The organism is Ensifer sp. GW823-FHT05D09 (genome assembly GCF_058795755.1).
On record NZ_JBXAIA010000005.1, the window covers coordinates 312,670 to 330,261 of the forward strand.

General features: G+C 60.1%; 16 protein-coding genes. 2 read left to right on the plus strand and 14 right to left on the minus strand.

Going from position 1 to position 17,592, the window contains the following annotated elements; all coding sequences use genetic code 11:
• Positions 1–46: 46 nt before the first annotated feature.
• From AC1Q80_RS17365 to alr, 6 genes are all read right to left on the minus strand, one after another.
• Positions 47–1,384 (minus strand): sensor histidine kinase, encoded by a 1,338-nt coding sequence (locus AC1Q80_RS17365; RefSeq protein ID WP_492361263.1) that lies wholly within the window; start codon positions 1,382–1,384, stop codon positions 47–49.
• Positions 1,381–2,055, minus strand: coding sequence for a response regulator transcription factor (locus AC1Q80_RS17370; RefSeq protein ID WP_173421697.1), 675 nt, complete (start codon positions 2,053–2,055; stop codon positions 1,381–1,383). The genes AC1Q80_RS17365 and AC1Q80_RS17370 overlap by 4 nt, the downstream gene beginning before the upstream one ends.
• A 364-nt stretch (positions 2,056–2,419) precedes the next feature.
• Entirely contained in the window at positions 2,420–3,226 is an 807-nt protein-coding gene (locus AC1Q80_RS17375) for an FkbM family methyltransferase (RefSeq protein WP_492361264.1), read from the minus strand.
• A gap of 368 nt (positions 3,227–3,594) precedes the next feature.
• Entirely contained in the window at positions 3,595–4,200 is a 606-nt protein-coding gene (locus tag AC1Q80_RS17380; RefSeq protein ID WP_173421699.1) for a nucleoside deaminase, read from the minus strand.
• 85 nt (positions 4,201–4,285) lie between these two features.
• Positions 4,286–5,773 carry a nucleobase:cation symporter-2 family protein gene (locus AC1Q80_RS17385; protein WP_492361332.1) on the minus strand — a complete coding sequence of 496 codons (1,488 nt, stop codon included), beginning with the start codon at positions 5,771–5,773 and terminating at the stop codon, positions 4,286–4,288.
• 861 nt (positions 5,774–6,634) lie between these two features.
• A complete protein-coding gene (alr, locus tag AC1Q80_RS17390; protein WP_492361265.1) occupies positions 6,635–7,771 on the minus strand; it encodes an alanine racemase in 1,137 nt (378 codons plus the stop codon).
• A gap of 446 nt (positions 7,772–8,217) precedes the next feature.
• Here alr and AC1Q80_RS17395 point away from each other — a divergent pair, with 446 nt between their 5' ends.
• A complete protein-coding gene (locus tag AC1Q80_RS17395) occupies positions 8,218–8,892 on the plus strand; it encodes a dimethylsulfonioproprionate lyase family protein (RefSeq protein WP_173421701.1) in 675 nt (224 codons plus the stop codon).
• A gap of 154 nt (positions 8,893–9,046) precedes the next feature.
• Here AC1Q80_RS17395 and ocd read toward each other — a convergent pair whose 3' ends face one another.
• The 6 genes from ocd to AC1Q80_RS17425 form a co-directional block, all read right to left on the minus strand.
• Positions 9,047–10,108, minus strand: a complete 1,062-nt coding sequence (ocd, locus tag AC1Q80_RS17400) for an ornithine cyclodeaminase (RefSeq protein WP_345791053.1) — start codon at positions 10,106–10,108, stop codon at positions 9,047–9,049.
• A 76-nt stretch (positions 10,109–10,184) separates the two neighbouring features.
• Positions 10,185–11,879, minus strand: coding sequence for a M20/M25/M40 family metallo-hydrolase (locus AC1Q80_RS17405; RefSeq protein ID WP_492361266.1), 1,695 nt, complete (start codon positions 11,877–11,879; stop codon positions 10,185–10,187).
• Between the two features lie 16 nt (positions 11,880–11,895).
• On the minus strand, positions 11,896–12,660 hold the full coding sequence (locus AC1Q80_RS17410; protein WP_492361267.1) for an amino acid ABC transporter ATP-binding protein: 765 nt from the start codon (positions 12,658–12,660) through the stop codon (positions 11,896–11,898).
• On the minus strand, positions 12,657–13,313 hold the full coding sequence (locus AC1Q80_RS17415) for an amino acid ABC transporter permease (RefSeq protein WP_492361268.1): 657 nt from the start codon (positions 13,311–13,313) through the stop codon (positions 12,657–12,659). Before AC1Q80_RS17415 ends, AC1Q80_RS17410 begins: the two co-directional genes overlap by 4 nt.
• Entirely contained in the window at positions 13,310–13,972 is a 663-nt protein-coding gene (locus AC1Q80_RS17420) for an amino acid ABC transporter permease (protein ID WP_492361269.1), read from the minus strand. The genes AC1Q80_RS17415 and AC1Q80_RS17420 overlap by 4 nt, the downstream gene beginning before the upstream one ends.
• Positions 13,973–14,169: 197 nt before the next feature.
• Entirely contained in the window at positions 14,170–14,943 is a 774-nt protein-coding gene (locus AC1Q80_RS17425) for a transporter substrate-binding domain-containing protein (RefSeq protein ID WP_492361270.1), read from the minus strand.
• A gap of 249 nt (positions 14,944–15,192) precedes the next feature.
• Here AC1Q80_RS17425 and AC1Q80_RS17430 point away from each other — a divergent pair, with 249 nt between their 5' ends.
• Positions 15,193–15,606 carry an Lrp/AsnC family transcriptional regulator gene (locus AC1Q80_RS17430; protein WP_209789479.1) on the plus strand — a complete coding sequence of 138 codons (414 nt, stop codon included), beginning with the start codon at positions 15,193–15,195 and terminating at the stop codon, positions 15,604–15,606.
• Positions 15,607–15,699: 93 nt separating this feature from the next.
• Here the strand turns inward: AC1Q80_RS17430 and AC1Q80_RS17435 are convergent, their stop codons facing one another.
• Both AC1Q80_RS17435 and AC1Q80_RS17440 read right to left on the minus strand, forming a co-directional pair.
• Entirely contained in the window at positions 15,700–15,966 is a 267-nt protein-coding gene (locus AC1Q80_RS17435) for a DUF2277 domain-containing protein (RefSeq protein ID WP_492361333.1), read from the minus strand.
• A 124-nt stretch (positions 15,967–16,090) separates the two neighbouring features.
• Positions 16,091–17,317, minus strand: coding sequence for a DUF2778 domain-containing protein (locus AC1Q80_RS17440; protein ID WP_492361271.1), 1,227 nt, complete (start codon positions 17,315–17,317; stop codon positions 16,091–16,093).
• Positions 17,318–17,592 lie beyond the last annotated feature (275 nt).

A 17,592-nucleotide genomic window follows, 5' to 3' on the forward strand; every position in this document is an offset into this window, starting at 1 on the left:
TTAGCCTCTGTGGCGGAGCCAAGGCAAGCCGACGCTCGCGCCCGTCTCACGCGGCCGGTAGGATCATCCGGAAGCAGGCGCCACCAGTCTGCGCGCAGACCACCGATATGTGCCCCTTGTGGCGGCTGACGATCTCGCTGACGAGATGGAGCCCAAGGCCCGCGCCGTGGTCGCGGGGTTGCAGCCGGTGAAATGGCTCGAAGATCCGTTCCCTCTCGCTTTCGGGAATGCCGGGACCTGCGTCGCTAACCTCGATGATACCGCCACGTTCGACGTGAATGGAAATCAGCCCGCCCGCATGCTCGATCGCGTTGCGCACCAGATTGGTGACGGCACGCTCCAGGGCGCCGGCATCTCCGCGCGTACTGACCTGATCGGGTCCGTGGGTAAAGGAGATGTCGCAGCCGGCCGACAGTGCGAGAGGGGCGAGGTCGGCAGCCACATCGCGGCAGAGTGTGACCAGGTCGATTGGGGCGAAGTGAGCGCTGTCGCGATCGATGCGCTCGAGGTCAAGCAATTGTTCGGCGAGCCCGGCAATACGGGCGGTGTCAACCAGCAGGCGGCTGCGCAGCGGGCCGAAGTCCATGCCCTCAAGACGCGTCTGCAGAATTGCGACCGGTGTCCTGAGCTCGTGGGCGGCATCCATGATGAAGCGCTGGCGTCGTTCGTAACCTTCGTCCAATCGCTGCAGCGCGCCGTTGACCGCTTCCACGAGCGGGCGCACTTCACCGGGAACGCGACCATCGGGCAGGCGGGCGCCGCGACGGTCGACATCGATGCTCCTGGCATGGTCGGCGACCTCGGCAAGGCTTGCAAAGGCACGGCGCACGATGATCGGAATGGCGAAGGCGGGGATGAGAACGAGGATCAGAACGATCGGCAGCAGCAGCAGGTTCGTCAGGAAGAACACGGCGAACGAGGCGCTCCACAGGCGTCCGCCGCCCGTCAGGACGGTATAGGTACCGGTCTCGGTCTCAACCACCCGGGCGATGGCCGAGAGCATGTAAGGCGCCATACCGTCCCGGATATCGGCAAATGTCACGCGATCGAGATGTTCGCCGATGCTGCGATAGGCGTCGGGCACCGGTCCGCTTTGAACCGTCTCGCCGCGATCGTTGCGCACGACGAACCAGAAGCCCGGCGTCTCGGCGCGCATGGCGCGCAACTCGGGCGTGTCTTTCAGTTTAAGCTTCTGGTCCGGGCCAACCTCGACTGAGCTGGCGGCGAGCGATGCCGAACCGGCGTCGAGGATCATGCCGCCGAGATCGGCCCTGATCAAAAGGGCCATGAAGCCGGCAATGACGGCCACGAGCAGAAGCACCTGAAATGTCAGGATATGCCAGATCAGCCGCTTCTTCAGCGAGTGGTTGGTGCTCGTGGTCACGACAATGTCCTCAGCAGATATCCAACCCCGCGAATGCCGTGGATTTCAACGCCGGAACCCGATTCCAGCAGCTTCCTGCGCAGCCGCGAAACATGTGCGTCGAGCGAATTGGACTGGATCTCGTCGTCGTATCCGTAGACCGACTCCTCCAGTGTCGAACGTTGCACGGTTCTGCCCTGCCGCCGCACCAACGCCTCCAGCACAAGCAGTTCGCGGCGGGGAAGCTCCAGGACGCGGCCGTCGATGCGGGCTTCCCGACCATCGAAATCGAAGACAAGGTTGCCGATGCGTGCAGTCATCGGTGCGATATCGGGCGCACGGCGCATCAACGCGCGAAGCCTTGCCAGCAACTCCTCGACGGCGAAGGGTTTGGCGAGATAATCGTCAGCGCCCATGTCCAGTCCCCTGATCCGCTCGTCGACGCTGCCACGTGCCGTCAGCACGATCACCGGAATGCCCGACTTCAGCGCACGAACACGCGGAATGAGCGTCAATCCGTCGCCGTCGGGCAGTTGCCGATCGAGAATGATCGCGTCGTGGACCTGATTGGCCATCGCGGCGATGGCGTGATCGAGCGACGGCGCGTGGTCAAGGATCATGTCATACCGACCAAGGGCGACGCCGAGCGCGGCAGCCATCTCGGGCTCGTCCTCTACAAGGAGTAGGCGCATGCATCGATTCTCCAATGTGTCTGTGCGACGGCGGCACATTTGATTGAGGAGCATTGCCGCAAGGTTGCGGCTGGTGCGCAGATCGAGTGCACACTCCCCAATGGAAACGCAATGCAATCGCAGCCGTCGTCATTGGCGGTTGCGATATTCGATGGCCGGTGGACGTGGCATGGATAAAATGAGACCAAAAGGCGGCGGTATATCGCGGCCATCGCAACGTCGGCGACGAGTTTTGTTTGGTCGCAGCACTGAACGAATTCGCCGCGATGTTTTTTGCCACGCGCTCCAACAGGCTCTTCGGCGCACATCCCTGGAGAATGCGCCTTCAGAGAGGATCAGTTATACGGTCATGCGATCCTCGAACCTACGTGGCCCGGTTCTTGAAAAGAGCCGTCACTCGTCGCGGGTTCCAGTCGATCGCTTCAAAGCCGGCGTCCAGTAGGACATTGAAGACCGGGATGAGGGTGCTTTCCTTTGCCACCCCTTTTTCGAAGCCGCAATCCACGGTGACATAGCGCGTCGACTTCAGGGTTTCGCGAGCGCCAGCGAGGATTTCCGGTTCCGCACCCTCTGCTTCGATCTTCAAGATGGCAACATTCGTCAGGCCCGTCTCAGCTGCATAGCTATCGAGGCTCCTGACCTTGACCTGGAAGCGGTCGGCATATTGCTCGGTCTCGAAAAGCGAACCGTCTGCAGTCCCGGGCTTGGAGTAAAATGTCAGTTCTCCGTCACTCGACCAGAGCCCGAACCGGTTTGTCTGGGGCTTGCCGCCGAAATTGTTACGGTCGCAGCAGTCCGCTTCCAGGCCCTCCGGCTCAAAGGCGTGGTACTCCAGGCCCTTCGAACGACTGTATGCACCCAGTTCGCCGACATTGGCGCCGCAATCGATAAAAGCGCCTTGGAGTGGTTCCGATATGTGATGAAGCAGATAGGATTCCGCCAGTTGGTTCACGCGGGCGCTGATACCGCGCTTATAGAGCCAGAGCCGGTCGCGGCGGCAAATACGCAGCTTGTCGTTTCCGTCCATGACCGTCATCGTATTGTCGTTGCTATGCATCGCGATGCGATGGCGGTAGCCCTTCAATACGCTGGTGCCGTTTGTAAATTGGACAAACTGCCGGTTTGGCAGGCCCTCAATCATAGATTGACGCACGCGTTTCAGTATCTTCATCTAGCCATCGCCCCCACGATGCAGTCTGTCTAGGATGCCCTTGCGAGATGTCCCCAAAAGAGTTGAGTGATTCCAGCCGATTGTAGCTTCGACGCGTTGTGCCGATTTTGTAGGTTGCGTCAATGTGGCTTTGCAGAAGAAATGCTCGTATTGGTTGATATCCGCAACTTTCTGCGGGAGCATGCAAGGTCTGGCCGCAATGATTGCGAGGGCTGCCTGGCCCGCGACCGTACGACCAACCGGCCGCAGCGCAAGGGTTGCGTGTCATGGAATTCGGTGTAGCCCACCAAGAGCTACACCGAACGCTTCCGTCAGCCCGTCAGCAGCGGTTTCCATCAAAACCGACGCAAAACGGGGAGAGCGGGGCCTTAGTTGAGGGGGATTGCATTTTCGCCCTTGCCGGCTTGATAGACGGCAGAGAGGTCGTCGTACTTCCGTCCGATTGCGGAAGCCCTTTCTTTCAGATCGGAGCGCTGCGGCTCGGGCAATTGATCGATCAGTCCCCCGATCGACTGGCCATTCCAGAACGAATTCGATCGATTGTACCCCCCTGGCTCCAAGGTGAAGACCTCCTTCAGGATCTTCAGATCGTGGGGAATGGAAAACGCATCCCGGGAATCCTCGTGGCTGAAGAAATAGAAGAAGTTGTCGAACCCTGCCCAGGTGATCGCCGAAAGGCACATTGAGCACGGCTCATGGGTCGACAGGAAAATGAGGTCTTTTGAGTCCGGTCGCTCGGAACCTGTCATCTCATAAAAGCGCTTCAGGGTGTGAACTTCGCCGTGCCACAGGGGATTTTCAGTCTCGTTGTTGGTTTCGACAAGGACCGTGGAAAGGTCCGATTTGCGCAGGAGTGCCGCTCCGAAGATCTTGTTGCCGGCGGCAACGCCGGCCTCCGTGGCGGGAATGATACCCTCCTCCATGGCGGTGAGCAGGGCGTCGAGCAGACGTGCGGGTTCGATTTGTTCTGACATTCTTCTTCTCCTTGAAATGTCGGGAATGAAATTGATCCGGACCAAAGCTTGGACCTCGGTCCGGAAGGTGTTTTCAAAGCGCTGCTCAGTGGGCGCCTTCAGGAATCATCGGTATTTCGATGCCTTTTTCGTCGTAAAGCTTGCCGTTGAGGAAGTAGTCGCCGTCGCGAAGCCGGACGATGTCCTTGTAGCGGATCGTTCGTTCCGTGCCCGCCACGAACACTGACTGCTGGTCGGCATTGCCCGTTTTGAAATGGTTGAACAGCAAGTTGAGGACGATCGCCATCAAGGCAGCGGAGCTGATCCCAGAATGAAAGATCGTTGCAACCCAGGTGGGGAAATGTTCGTAAAATCCCGGTGACGCGATGGGGATCATGCCGAAGCCGATCGACGTCGCGACGATGATCAAATTCATGTTGTTGTGGTAGTCGACCTTGGAGAGCGTGCGGATGCCGCTTGCCGCGACCGTGCCGAAAAGGACGATGCCGGCTCCACCGAGAACGGAACTTGGCACCGCTGCAACAACGCGTCCCATCACCGGGAGAAGGCCGAGGACGACGAGGAAAACACCGCCTGTCGCGACCACGTAGCGGCTCTTGACGCCGGTTACGGCGACAAGCCCGACGTTCTGGGCAAAGGCGCTCTGCGTGAACGACCCGAACACCGGTGCGAGAATGCTCGACAGCATATCGGCTCGAAGGCCATCGCCCAGGCGGCGCGAATCGACCTTGGTTTCGACGATTTCGCCAACGGCGAGAATGTCGGCCGATGTCTCGACGAGCGTCACGATGATGACGATCAGCATGGAGACGATGGCGGCGATCTCAAAGGTCGGATAGCCGAAATGAAATATCGCTGGCAAGGCGAAGAGGGGGCCGTTTGTCACTTGCGAAAAGTCGGTCATGCCAGCGGCATAGGCGATGCCTGTGCCGATCACGAGCGCAAGCAGGATGGAGAGCCTCGAGACGGATGCGCTTCCGAGCTTGCTGAGCAACAGAACGATGGCGAGCGTCGTGGCGGCCAGCTGAATGTTCGCCGGGCTTCCGAAATCGGGTGAGGTGTTGTTGCCACCCATCGCCCAGAATGCCGCGACCGGCATCAGCGTCAGTCCAATGGTGGTGATGACGATCCCGGTGACAAGGGGAGGGAAAAACCGGGTAATCCTTGAGAACACAGGCGTAATCAATAGCCCGATCAAGGAAGCTGCGATAACGGCGCCCAGAATGGACGGGATTCCTCCGTTGCCGGAAATCGCGACCATTGTCGCAACCCCTGAGAACGAGACGCCCTGCACAAGCGGCAACCGGCTCCCGAAGAATGGCAATCCCAGTGTTTGCAGGATGGTGGCGAGACCGCCGGCAAAAAGCGAGGCCGTTACCAGGAGGCCGACGTCACCTGGGCTAAGCCCCGCAGCCTGACCGACAATAAGGGGCACGGCGACGATGCCGCCATACATCGTCAGAACGTGCTGCAGTCCATATGCGATATTGGCGCCGATGCTGAGTTTTTCGTCTTCCGGGCGCCTGCTTGATGCACTTCCCTCTTTTATAATTGCCAAGGTAAACTCCTCCATACCTTTGCTGACGTTGCGCTTCGAGTTGAACCCCATTTCAATCAGACACTTCGACATAGCCATCGGGGCAGAGGCTCATGCCGCAGCATGGGCTCATGCCCGATGCAGAGATCGGTGCCGATTGTCGTTGCTGGAACGCGCACGAGAGATGTCTCTTCGTGCAACAGAGGCGGGGCGCCCCGACGGATTTTCAGGCGTGCTTGCCGGGGCCCCGTGACGGGCTTCACGCGAACGTGTGTTCCGGCAGGTAACGCGGTGAAAGCCATAGACTAACCCACCATCGGGCGGGGTTTTCCCATTGCCGTCAAAGCAAAAAATATTACGAAAGGGGAGATCGGTCTCCATGCCCCACCAGCTCCATAGTTGAACTGACCGTTGGCCAGTTTCGCTAGGACCCTGTTCCAGGAGGTGCGAACTCCGGATCGTCATCAACGTGCGTTGAACGGGGCGATTCTTGTGAGGCGTAAACCTACACTGTCACTAAGCTTGCAATGTTTTAGAAGAACCTGTCAAGAGTGTGCTGCCGCGATTGTTCCGGCGGACAATGGAAGTTGTCTTGCGCACCCCGCGTGCCCCTTCGGTCGGCCCTCCACAGGTTCAGTGTGCGTTTGCCGAGCGTGGGGGAGCGCCGAGGTTGCCGTCCGCCCTCTGGGTTTGTCTCGCCTCGCGACCACGCGTCAAAGTAAAACACGATGGCAAGGGGACCTTTGCGTCGCTGCGAAGCAACGATGCATTCTTCCTTGGCGCTTCGCCAATTCGGCAACCGCGTTTTCAGCGATGGCACGTCTTCGGCACGCCTGCTGTAAGCCGATGATGCCGATCACGACAAGCCGCTCGATGGGCCGGCTGGGGATACAATGGTCAGACGTATCTCCGGCCGTAGCGGCTTCCGAGACCGGTCAGGATCTCATAGGAAATGGTGCCGGCATCGCGCGCCACGTCTTCGAGCGTCTGGTTCGGGCCGAGGATTTCCACCAGCGTGCCGAGCCTTAGCTGGCCTTCCGGCAATGCGGAGATGTCAACCGTGATGCTGTCCATCGACACGCGTCCCACGATCGGAAGCCGATTTCCGTCGCAATAGACGGCGCCGTTGCCGCTCAGGCTGCGCGGAAGGCCATCGGCGTAACCTGCGGCAATGGTTGCAAGGCGGGTTTCCGCCGTCGTCACATGGCCGCCGCTGTAGCCGACGCTTGCGCCGGCGGGGACGCTGCGTGTCTGCACCACCGCGACGTCGAGCCGCACAACTGCTTCCATGGGGTTTTGTATGCCGGCCGTCGGCGCGCCACCGTACAGCGCGATGCCGGGGCGGACGAGCGCGCAGTGATAGGCGTCGCCGAGGAAGATGCCGCCAGAGTTGGCGACGCAGATGTCGAAGCCGGGGAACTCCGCCGCGATGCGGCTCATCTCGGCAAGCTGGGCATTGTTCTGGGCGCTTTCGACGTCGTCGGCGCAGGCAAGGTGGCTCATGATGAAGAGGAGTTCAATGAAGCCGGCATCCTGCAGTGCCTCGGCAAGGGCCAACCGTTCGTTCGGCGGTACGCCGAGGCGAGACATGCCGGTGTCGAATTGCACCACGGTTCTCAGACGGCTGTTGAGGCTTTGACCAGCCCTGGACCAGTGCTGGAGCTGTTCCAGCGAATTGACGACCGGAACGATGCCGGCTTGGGCGCAGGCGCGCTCGTTGCCGGGCTGCAGGCCGTTCAGCACGAAGATGTCCGCGTCCAGCGGCAAGCAAGGTCTAAGGCGGAGAGCCTCGCCAAACTGGGCAACGAAGAAGTGGCGGCAGCCATGAGCATAAAGCTTCATGGCCACCTGCTCGGCGCCAAGGCCATAGGCATCGGCCTTGACGACCGCCGCAGTGCGGGCCGGCGCTGCGGCGGCCGCCAGCTTCTCATAGTTGCGGGCGAGAGCGCCAAGATCCACGGTCAGATAACCTGGCATGCCTTCTGTACCCGGCGATCGGTGACAGGGCTGCCGATCCAAAATTGTAATGTCCATTTCCGTCTCCCAGTTGACGGAAGCCTATTGAAATAATCGTCAAATTGTTTGCCAATGATTGGTCAAAAATTGTGATTTTGCGGAACTATTAAAATAAAGCGTGAAAATTCTGAATAATTGCGCATGGCGGATTGACTGTGGGCGACGACGGCATTCCACGGTCGCCACCGCTTGATTTGTGCAGGAGAATGCCCGTCTGGTAGTGAACATCAGGTTGTGGCAAACAGCCGAACCGAGCACGATGCATTGGTCTAGACGTGACTTGGCCAAAGGCGCGGGAAACGTCGGACGAAGAGTTCGAGCGCTCTGTGTGAAACTATCGTCTTGGCGCCGGAGAGCCTGCCGAAGGACTTCTGGCGGGCAGGGAAAATGTGCAATGAACGAAGTGTGTTGCGACACATTTTGGTAGCAGCTATGGAGTTCGCACCGTTCATAGGGAACACAACATGACGACACGTGCGACCCTTCCCGCGGTCGACTGCGATCCTTCACCGGAAGGACACGGGCCGATCTCGGTTTGGGGACATCGGCCCATCGCATTGCAGCGACTGATCAATGCAGCGGGCAACCTTCTGTTTGCTCACGATGTCCCGTCCATGGCGCGCTACACCGCAGGCAAGATCTTCCACGATCTTTCCAAGCCGTCGTCAATGTTCGGCGTCGCCCGCAACACCTTGCCAGCCTCGGGATATCTGACGGAAGCCCTGGCTGTGGCAGTCAAGGCGGGCGGACCTATCGCAGACCTTGGAAAAGCCATCGCGGAAATCGCGCCAGACCTTCGCTGGTACCGATCGAGAACGGGGCCTTTCGCAAGCATCAATTTCGTACGGGGTCATGCACATGCGCTGATGGTGGGACCTGGCGGCATGGAGGAGCGTGACGACGTCCATATCGGCGCGACGATCATGGCGCCCTATAGCCGCTTTCCGGATCACCGCAAGAAACATCCGACCGTCTTTCTCGCATTGTCACGCGCCGAAGTGCGCCTCAACGACGACGATTGGTCCGTTCGCTCGCCGGGTGGCATATTCTTCAGCGACGAGGGCAACGACCTCGCCATGCGCTGTACCGGAAACCCGCTCCTCTTGTTCTGGTGCCAACGGGTTCGGTCCCAATCCTAGTCCACTGCGGCTGTGGAATTCCTCGTCTTCCCCGGATCGCCGCCAGGGGACTTCCAGCGGTGTCGTGGCAGAGTGGGAGATCGCCCCCGTATCACGCCACAGCGTGGCTGGCTCTGCTGTCTGGCCTCCGCGAGCAGGGATGTGAAAGACGATGCTACGCCTCGCCCAGCTTCGCCTCACAACGCAGCAGCATGCCGTAGAGATCACGAGGCTCGTCCGGATCGGCCAGCAGATCGAGATCGACATAAAGCCCGGTCTCCTGAAGCTTGCTGCGCACGTAGCGCAGCGCCGAAAAATCCTCGATGGCAAAACCGACGCTATCGAACAGCGTAATCGTCCGCTCGGACTGACGGCCTTCACGCTTGCCGGCGATCACTTCCCAGAGTTCCTTCACCGGATAGTCTGCGTCGAGCTGCTGGATTTCGCCCTCGATGCGGGTTTGCGGCGGATATTCGACGAAGATATCTGAGCGCAGCAGGATATCCTTGTGCAGCTCGGTCTTGCCGGGGCAATCCCCGCCGACGGCGTTGATATGCACACCCGGACCGACCATGTTGTCGGACAGGATCGTGGCATACTGCTTGTCAGCCGTGACTGTCGTGATGATGTCGGCTCCTTCGACCGCTTCCTGGGAAGAGCTGCACGACTTGATCGCAAAGCCATTGCCGGCGAGATTTCTGGCGCAGCGCTCGGTTGCGCTCGGGTCGATATCGAAGAGCCGAAGCTCGCTCACGCCGACAATCGCCTTGAAGGCAAGTGCCTGGAACTCGCTCTGAGCGCCGTTGCCGATGATCGCCATGGTCTTTGCGTTCGCGCGAGCGAGGTGTTTGGCGGCGACTGCCGACATCGCTGCCGTGCGAAGCGCTGTCAGGATGGTCATTTCCGAGAGAAGCATGGGGTAGCCATTGCCAACATCCGAGAGCACGCCGAAGGCGGTGACTGTCTGGCGCCCTTCTTTCGTGTTCTTCGGGTGACCGTTGACATATTTGAAGCCGTAGAGCGTGCCGTCACTTGTCGGCATCAGCTCGATCACGCCCTCCTTGGAGTGCGACGCGATACGCGGCGTCTTGTCGAACTGTTCCCACCGGCGGAAATCGTCCTCGATCACTGCGGCGAGTTCTGTGAGAAAGGTCTCGATCCCGACCTTCAGCACCAGTCTCATCATATGGTCCACACTGACGAACGGTACGATGTTCAGATTTGAATGAGCAGTCACGGTGTTCAATCCTTTTGGTTCAGACACTCGGCTTGAGGATACGAGGAATGGGTCCCATGCGCACCCATTGGCGGCATCAATTCCCTTGGCTGTTGTCGGCGAGGAATGTTCTGGCGATTTCGGAAACGAGATCCGGCAGGACCTCGAAGGCATAGGGTTCATGCACGCGCTCGAACTTCTGGTGGAACTCGCGGCCCCAGGGACCGAGATTGACCGCCGGGAAGCGCAGCGCATTCTCCGGCGGTCGATCGATCAACCGCGAGATCGGCGTGTTGTCCGAAACCACCTGACTGCCGCTCGCCGTCAAGCCCAGGAAACTCATGTCGGAGATACCCTGGAAATGCGGCTTCCAGACCAGGCTGCGGTCCGGATCGTTGCCGAGACCCACACGCGCCTTTTCGATGGCCTGATGCAGGGCGCGGTCATTCGGTTCGTCGAGCCGCAGGTGGCTGGAGGGATAGTGAAGCCCGGCGAAGCCGATGACAATGGCAGGGCCGGACAATCGGGCGATCCCGACCAGCCACTCCGTCAGTTGCCGCGTGAAGACCAGCGGATTGTCGATAGCGCCGAGTGACGTTTCCTGAGCCGCGTAAAGAGCGTCGAAACCTTCGCCGCAAACCTGTTTGGCCAAGGCGCGCAATTCCTTGAATGTCAAAAGACGCGGCCTGCCCGGCGTGGCGCCCGCGCTTCTGCCGGCGAGCCTGCCATATTCCGCGGATTGCGAAGCGAAGCGATCCACCGCTTCGGTTGCGCCGGATAGCACTTCCTGCGCGAAGCGGGCGAACAAGTCGTCCGCTGGCATTGCGTGATACAGCCAATTGAACGCGATCCAGAAGCGCTCCGGTGTCGTTACCTCATAGCCATCGCGCAGATCCTTGGCCTCCAGGCAGATCGGCGGGGGCGAAATATCGTTCTCGTCGCAATCGGCCAGCGAGGCATTGCCTTCGAGACGCGCCAGAATTCCGGCGGCCATGGCCTGCGCGCTGACGCCTTCGAACGGGTAGCTTGCGTGGGAGCTGCAGCCGATCACCAGCGCGAAAGGCAGAAGTTTGCCGATCGTGCCGGCATAGACGGCGCGGCCTTCGCTGCCGTCGCCCTGATCCGACGTCACATCCAGGTTGATGCCGGCCGCAATGTCGATGTCCAATGTTGACGTGAGGTTCGGCAACGCGTCGCGCAGCGAGCGCATGCCGCGACTTTCACGCTCTTCATCGGGCGTGGCGACCAGCATCAGATTGCCCTGCCGATCGGGGTCGGCCGCGAAGTTTTCAAGGCAGGCGATCGCAACCGCGATACCGCTCTTCATGTCGAGCAGACCGCGGCCGGGCAGGAAGTCACCGCTCAGCAGATCCTGCAACGCCCTTTCCTCCTGCTCGGAACGGTCATCCCGTGCCGAGAGGGTGTCGATCAAGGCTTCCTTCAGCCGAAGGCTATCGCACGCCAGCGGCTTGAGTTCGTGATAGTTATCGGTCGAGACCGTATCGAAGTGCCCCGCCATGACCAGCGTGCGCTTGCCGGTGCCACGAACGAGCGCCACGACATTGCGGGTGAGGGGCTCTCCATGGCTTTCCACCAGGCGAAGATTCTCGGGGTGCGTGCGAAAATAGGCAAGCTCGCTCAGAAGCTCGTGCAACTGATCGGCGAATCCGGCTTCGCCGGGAGTACCGGTTTCGCTCGACCATGAGGTAATGCGCAGGGCAAGTTCCCGGGCGCGATTGCTGTCGATCCGGGTTCCTGTTCGGGAAACATGTTGTTGTTGTGGGTTCGTCATCCTGTTTCTCCGTCGTTCAATTCGAAAGGTGCTTGCGAAGGAAAGCGCGCGTGCGCTCTTCCAGCGGGTCGGAAAGAACCTGCGTGGGTTCTCCCTGTTCGATCACCACGCCAGCATCCATGAACATCACGTGATCGGACACTTCGGCGGCAAACCGCATCTCGTGCGTCACGATCAGCATGGTCATGTGTTCGGCGGCAAGCTGCTTCATGACCTGGTTCACTTCCTCGACTAGTTCGGGGTCGAGCGCCGAGGTCGCCTCGTCGAACAGCATGACCTTGGGCTGCATTGCGAGCGCGCGGGCGATGGCGACACGCTGTTTCTGACCACCCGAGAGCCGTGCGGGGTAAGCATTTCCTTTTTCCGACAGTCCGACCTTGGCAAGGAGTGCGTTGGCCCGGTCAAGGGCTTCGGCCTTGGTCAAGCCTTTGAGGCGCATAGGGCCGATCGTGATGTTCTGCAGGACGGTCAGGTGCGGAAACAGATTGAACTGTTGGAACACCATGCCCATTTCCCGGCGGATATGGTTGATGTGGTTCTCGAAAGCGCGCCCCTTCAACGGTCGGTTGACCTGATGGCCGTCAAGCCAGATCTCGCCGCTGGATGTTTCCTCCAGCATGTTGATGGATCTCAGCAACGTGCTTTTCCCCGAACCGCTCGGGCCGATGATGGAAACGATCTTGCCACGCGCGACACTGAGGTCGATCCCTCTGAGCACTTCGTGACTGCCGTAGGATTTGCGGATTTGCCGCAGTTCGACCATGGGAGTTAGTGTCGTCATCGGATTTCCTCCGCTTTCCGGGCGGCAATGCCCAACAGGAATTCCATCGCCAGATTGACGACGTAATAGAGAAGCGCTGCGGTGAAGTAGAATTCAAAGGGGCGGTAGGTCTCGCTGATCGCACGCTGCGCGTTCAGGACCAGTTCGGCGATGCCAAGAACCGAGAGGACGGCCGTGTCCTTCAGGAGAATGATGCTGTTGTTGCCGACTTGCGGCAGCGCCGTCACGATGGCCTGCGGCATGATGAAGAGGCGCTGGGTGGCGCCGCGGCTGAATCCCAATGATCGGGCGGCTTCGGCCTGCCCGGGATCGACCGCCTGCAGTGATGCGCGGAAGATATCCGCGTTGTAGGCGGCGTAGTGCAGGCCAAGTCCGACCACCCCGGTCCAGAAGGCAGGAAGCATGACGCCCACCTGCGATAGGCCGTAGTAGAGCAGGTAGAGTTGCAGCAGCAGTGGCGTGCCCAGGAAAAGGAAGCTGATGCCGCGCACCGGCAGGCTTGCGAACTTTGGCCCGTGGAGTGTTGTGGTGGCGATGGCAATGCCGAGCAGGATGCTGACGGAGCCTGCGAGTACGGTGATGAAAATCGTCCAGAGCAGACCGGTGAACAGAAGCTGCGAGTAGGACGGCACGACGCCGAAATCGAGTGTCATGCTGCGACCCTCCTGTCGGCATCGAAAAGCTTTTCAGCGCCGCGCACGATCAGTGAAATCACGGCGACGATGGCAATGTAGGCAGCGCCTGCAACGGCAAAAACCTCGAACGGCTTGTAGGTGGACGTGACGAAACGCTGTGCCGAGTAGGTCAGCTCGACGACGCCGATGGTCGACACAAGCGCGGTGCTCTTCGACAGAATAACCGTGTTGACGCCCAGCGACCGGATTATCAGCGGCGCTGCCTGCGGCAGAATGAAGAGCCGCATGGTGTCGAAGCGGCCGAACCCGATCGAACGCGACGCTTCGCCCTGTCCCTTGTCGACGGCGATGATGGCACCCTTGATGCCCTCCGACATGTAGGCGCCGATGTTGAGCCCCATGGTCAGCACACCGGCCATGAACGGCGTCAGCTCCAGTCCGAACTGCGGACCGCCGAAAAAGACGATAAAGAGCTGTACCAACAGGGGGGTGCCACGCATGACGCTGACATAGGCCGTAGCAAGCCAGCGTATCGGTCTCATTCTGGAGAAGCGTCCTGCCGCCACTGCCGTGGCGACGACAAGTCCGATCGCCAGCGAGCAGGCCGTAAGGCCGATCGTCAACAGCGACGCTTCCATTATATGGGGCAATAATCGCCCGATCAGTTGAATATCCATTCCAGCCTCTAAGGACGCTCTAGGCTCGCGGGCGATGCGTCGCCTTGTTCGGGCCGCGCGAAACGGCACCCTGAGGTGACCTGCCCTGGAGCTGCCAATCTCGACGGATCCGGCGGCCTGACATCCAGAGGCCGAACACGGTCATTCCCTATGAAGGATCGCGGGCCGGGACACATCTCGTGTCCCGGCCGAGCCCGTCAGCGGATGTCCTGGCCGATCCACTTTTTCGAAATGGCTTCGTAGGTGCCGTCGGCCATCATGTCGTCCAGTGCCTTCTGCATGGCAGCGGCGAGCGCCGGATTGTCTTTGCGGATTGCGATGCCGATGTCGTAGCGGGGAAGCTTGTCGTCCTTGACCTGTTCGATCGGCGCATCACTCTTGGCGATCGCTACGAACACGGGAACGTCGTCGGCAACGATGGCATCGACGCGGCCTGCGCCAAGGTCGAGAAGCATTTCGGGAAGGCCCTTGTAGGTGCGGATCTCGAATGTGTTCTGGTCGCGCGTCCATTTTTCGGCGGCTTCGCCGAGTGTGACACCGATCGTCTTGCCCTTCAGTTCGTCAACGCTGGCGACGCCGGCGCCCTTGCGAACGAAGACGGCAAGGCCGGAACGGTAGTAGGGGCCGACGAAGTCGACGGCCTTCTTGCGCTCTTCGGTGATGCTCATGGAACCAATGATCGTGTCATAGCGACCGGTGACGAGCCCGGCGATGATGCCGTCCCAGGCCGTTGTCACGATGTTCGGCTCGACCTTCAGTCGGCGGGCGATCTCGGAGCCTATATCGGCGTCGAAACCGACGACCTTGTTGCTTTCGTCCACGAAGCTGAAGGGTGGAAACACGCCCGAGAGAGCAACCGACAACTTGCCGGCCTCCTCGATCTTCTGGAGATCATCAGCCTGTGCATAGGTGAGCGGCATGCAGATCGCGGCAGCGACCATCACGGCAGAAAGAACGCGGTGCAATTTCATCTGTATCATCTCCCAATTCGACCCGACATCACGGATCATCGCGTGGTTTACGACGCCAATTCCAAAGGCATGGATCGATCGACAGAACGTGAGGCCGGGCTATCTTGTCTGGTCCCGCTTTATTCCGGCTGTTCTGTTTCGATGAGGGATTCGTATTGCGGTTGGGGGAAACAAAAAAGAAGACAAAGTGCTTGAATTTTCCTGTTTCTGCCGAAATAGTAGCAAAAATGATGAAATAGGAAGTAATCGGTGGACGATCTTGATAGACGGCTCATTGCAGAGCTGCGCATCAACGGCAGAGCTTCGGTGCCGCAACTGGCGCAACTTCTCGGCGTCGCGCGCGCAACGGCACAGAAGAGGCTTGATCGCCTTGTCACCGACGGCGTGATCAAGGGCTTCACGGTCCGCCTGAAGGATGACATCAGCAAGGATCTGATCAGGGCCTTCATCCTGATCATGATAGACGGCTCGCCACGCCCGGCAGTATCGGCCGTAAAGCGCCTTCCAGGGGTGGCTGCCGTGTCCAACACCAACGGGGTCTGGGACATAATCGCGGAGATCGAGGTTTCGACGATGTCGGAGCTGAACGAGCTCATCTCAACGGTTCGGGCAATCGATGGCGTCTCGAAAAGCGAAACCTTTATCATGCTCGGGCCGGCGTGAGCGGCTACGGCTTCGCCCGTCTGCACGAGGACCTCGTGGAGAAAGATTTGCCTCCGGCAGACTGGTGCACCACCATTGAGCAATGGCCGCCTGTCAGGCGAACCGAGCTGCCATTCTGGCGCGTGCCTTGCTTGCTTCTTCTTCGCGGTTGCGCGGGGGGTGGGACGTCTCAAGCGTGACGAGCAATTCCCGGGCGCAGGCTGCGATCGAAATGACCGCTTGCTCGAAGGCCGCTTGATTGCGTTTGGACGGTTTGGTTGTTCCGCTCAGCTTGCGCACGAACTGCATCGCGGCGTCGTGGATCTCCTCGTCAGTCGCAGGCGGATCGAAATTGAACAGGGGTTTTATGTTTCGGCACATGACTGGCTCCCGCGCCTCTAATTCTCGCTCCTCTGGAAGTCGAGATCTTAATGCCCACGCTTCGCCCGCGGAAGGGCCGATCGTCGTGCCTTCCTTCACCCAATCGACTGGCGGGTACTGCCTGTCAGGTGTTCTTGCCGTTTGATGCCATCTGCATTCCGGCTGCACGGCCGCCGCTCGGCACCACGACGATCTGCCTGACCTTGCCCTGTTTGAAGGCGGTGAGGAAACGCGGATAGTCCTTGAAGGCCACGCAGCCATGCGATTCCGCCCGGTTGCCGCGCAGCAGGTAACTGTGGGTCAGGAAGCCGTCGCGGCCGTGTTTGTTTCTGCCGTCGATCGGCAACATGCGGATTGCTTCGACGCCGTGGAAGCGCGTCTCGCGCATCTTGAGATTGTAGGTGTGCGGTGGGGTCGGTCCGGTCATCTTGACAGTCACATAACGCGGGTTGTCGGCCATCTTGCCGATGCCGGAATGGGCCTCGAGGACGCTGCCGTCGGGCATGTAGACCTTGGCGGCGCTGATGTCGTAGACGGCGACGCCATTTCCGGCCCGGGTCCCACCACCGAACAGGTCCCGCAGCGCCCTGAGGCCGCCACCCGACTTATTGTCTGCCGGATTGTTCGGTCGCACAAAGGCAAGCTCTTGCTGCTTGGGCGTTTCGCGCTCATTGGCCTTCGGTTCTGCGTTGGCTATGGCCCGCCGGGTTTCCGGTTTTTCCGTTTCAGAGACAGGCTTTTGGGCTCGGTCGCCGCCGGGACGGAATTGCGGCATCGGTCCCGAGGACGGCGTATCCTCATAGTCTGGCAGAGCAACGGCTTCATCTTCGGCGTTCGGGTCCTGCGAGGCGGCGATGTCGTCCTCCAATGGGACCGTCAGCAACGCCGAGAACACAGTGTTTTCCGATGCGCTCTGTGAGGGGGGCGCATAGGCCAGCGAGACGAGGGGGGTGTCGGTTACGCCGTTGGACGGAGGCCCAAACCGTTCCGATGCAGGCAAGTCAATGCTGGCAACCGCGCTGCGCGGCGTGATGGAATGAGAAGCCTTGAAGTGGCGGATGATCTGCTCGGATGTCAATGCGGCCTGTTCCACGCCGGTGGCAAGGCGCGCGGCCTTGCCACTGGTCGCCGCATCTCCAAAGATATCGGCACTGCGGGGGAGTTTCCCTTCGGCGCCGGCGATGCTTGCCAGGGCGGCCGGCTTGGCGACGGCAGCGATCAGCCTCGGCGTCTGTTCGACCCGTGCCTGCTTGACCCAAGAGCGCTCTTCTTTTCGATGGACCACATAGAGCTGCGGCTTCGGCAGGATCTGGCCCGAACCGAAGGCAAAAACGCTGCCCATCGCGACCATGCCAGCCACCGACCCCACGGCCACGCCGGCCAAGGCGAGGCCGCAGCAGGTGAACAGCAGTGGACGTAGCAAACGGTGCAAAGGCTTTGGACGAACGACCTTACTCACAACGCAATTCAAGCCAGTAGATCCCGCAAAAGGCCCTTAGGCCCCCGAGCGAACACGCTGCGCGATTTCCCGGATTGTCCCTTCTTGACGACCGATCGACAAAGAATGAACAAGTATGGTTAAATTTTGCTTTCCATGAACAGAAATGGATTTGAAACGACGCCACG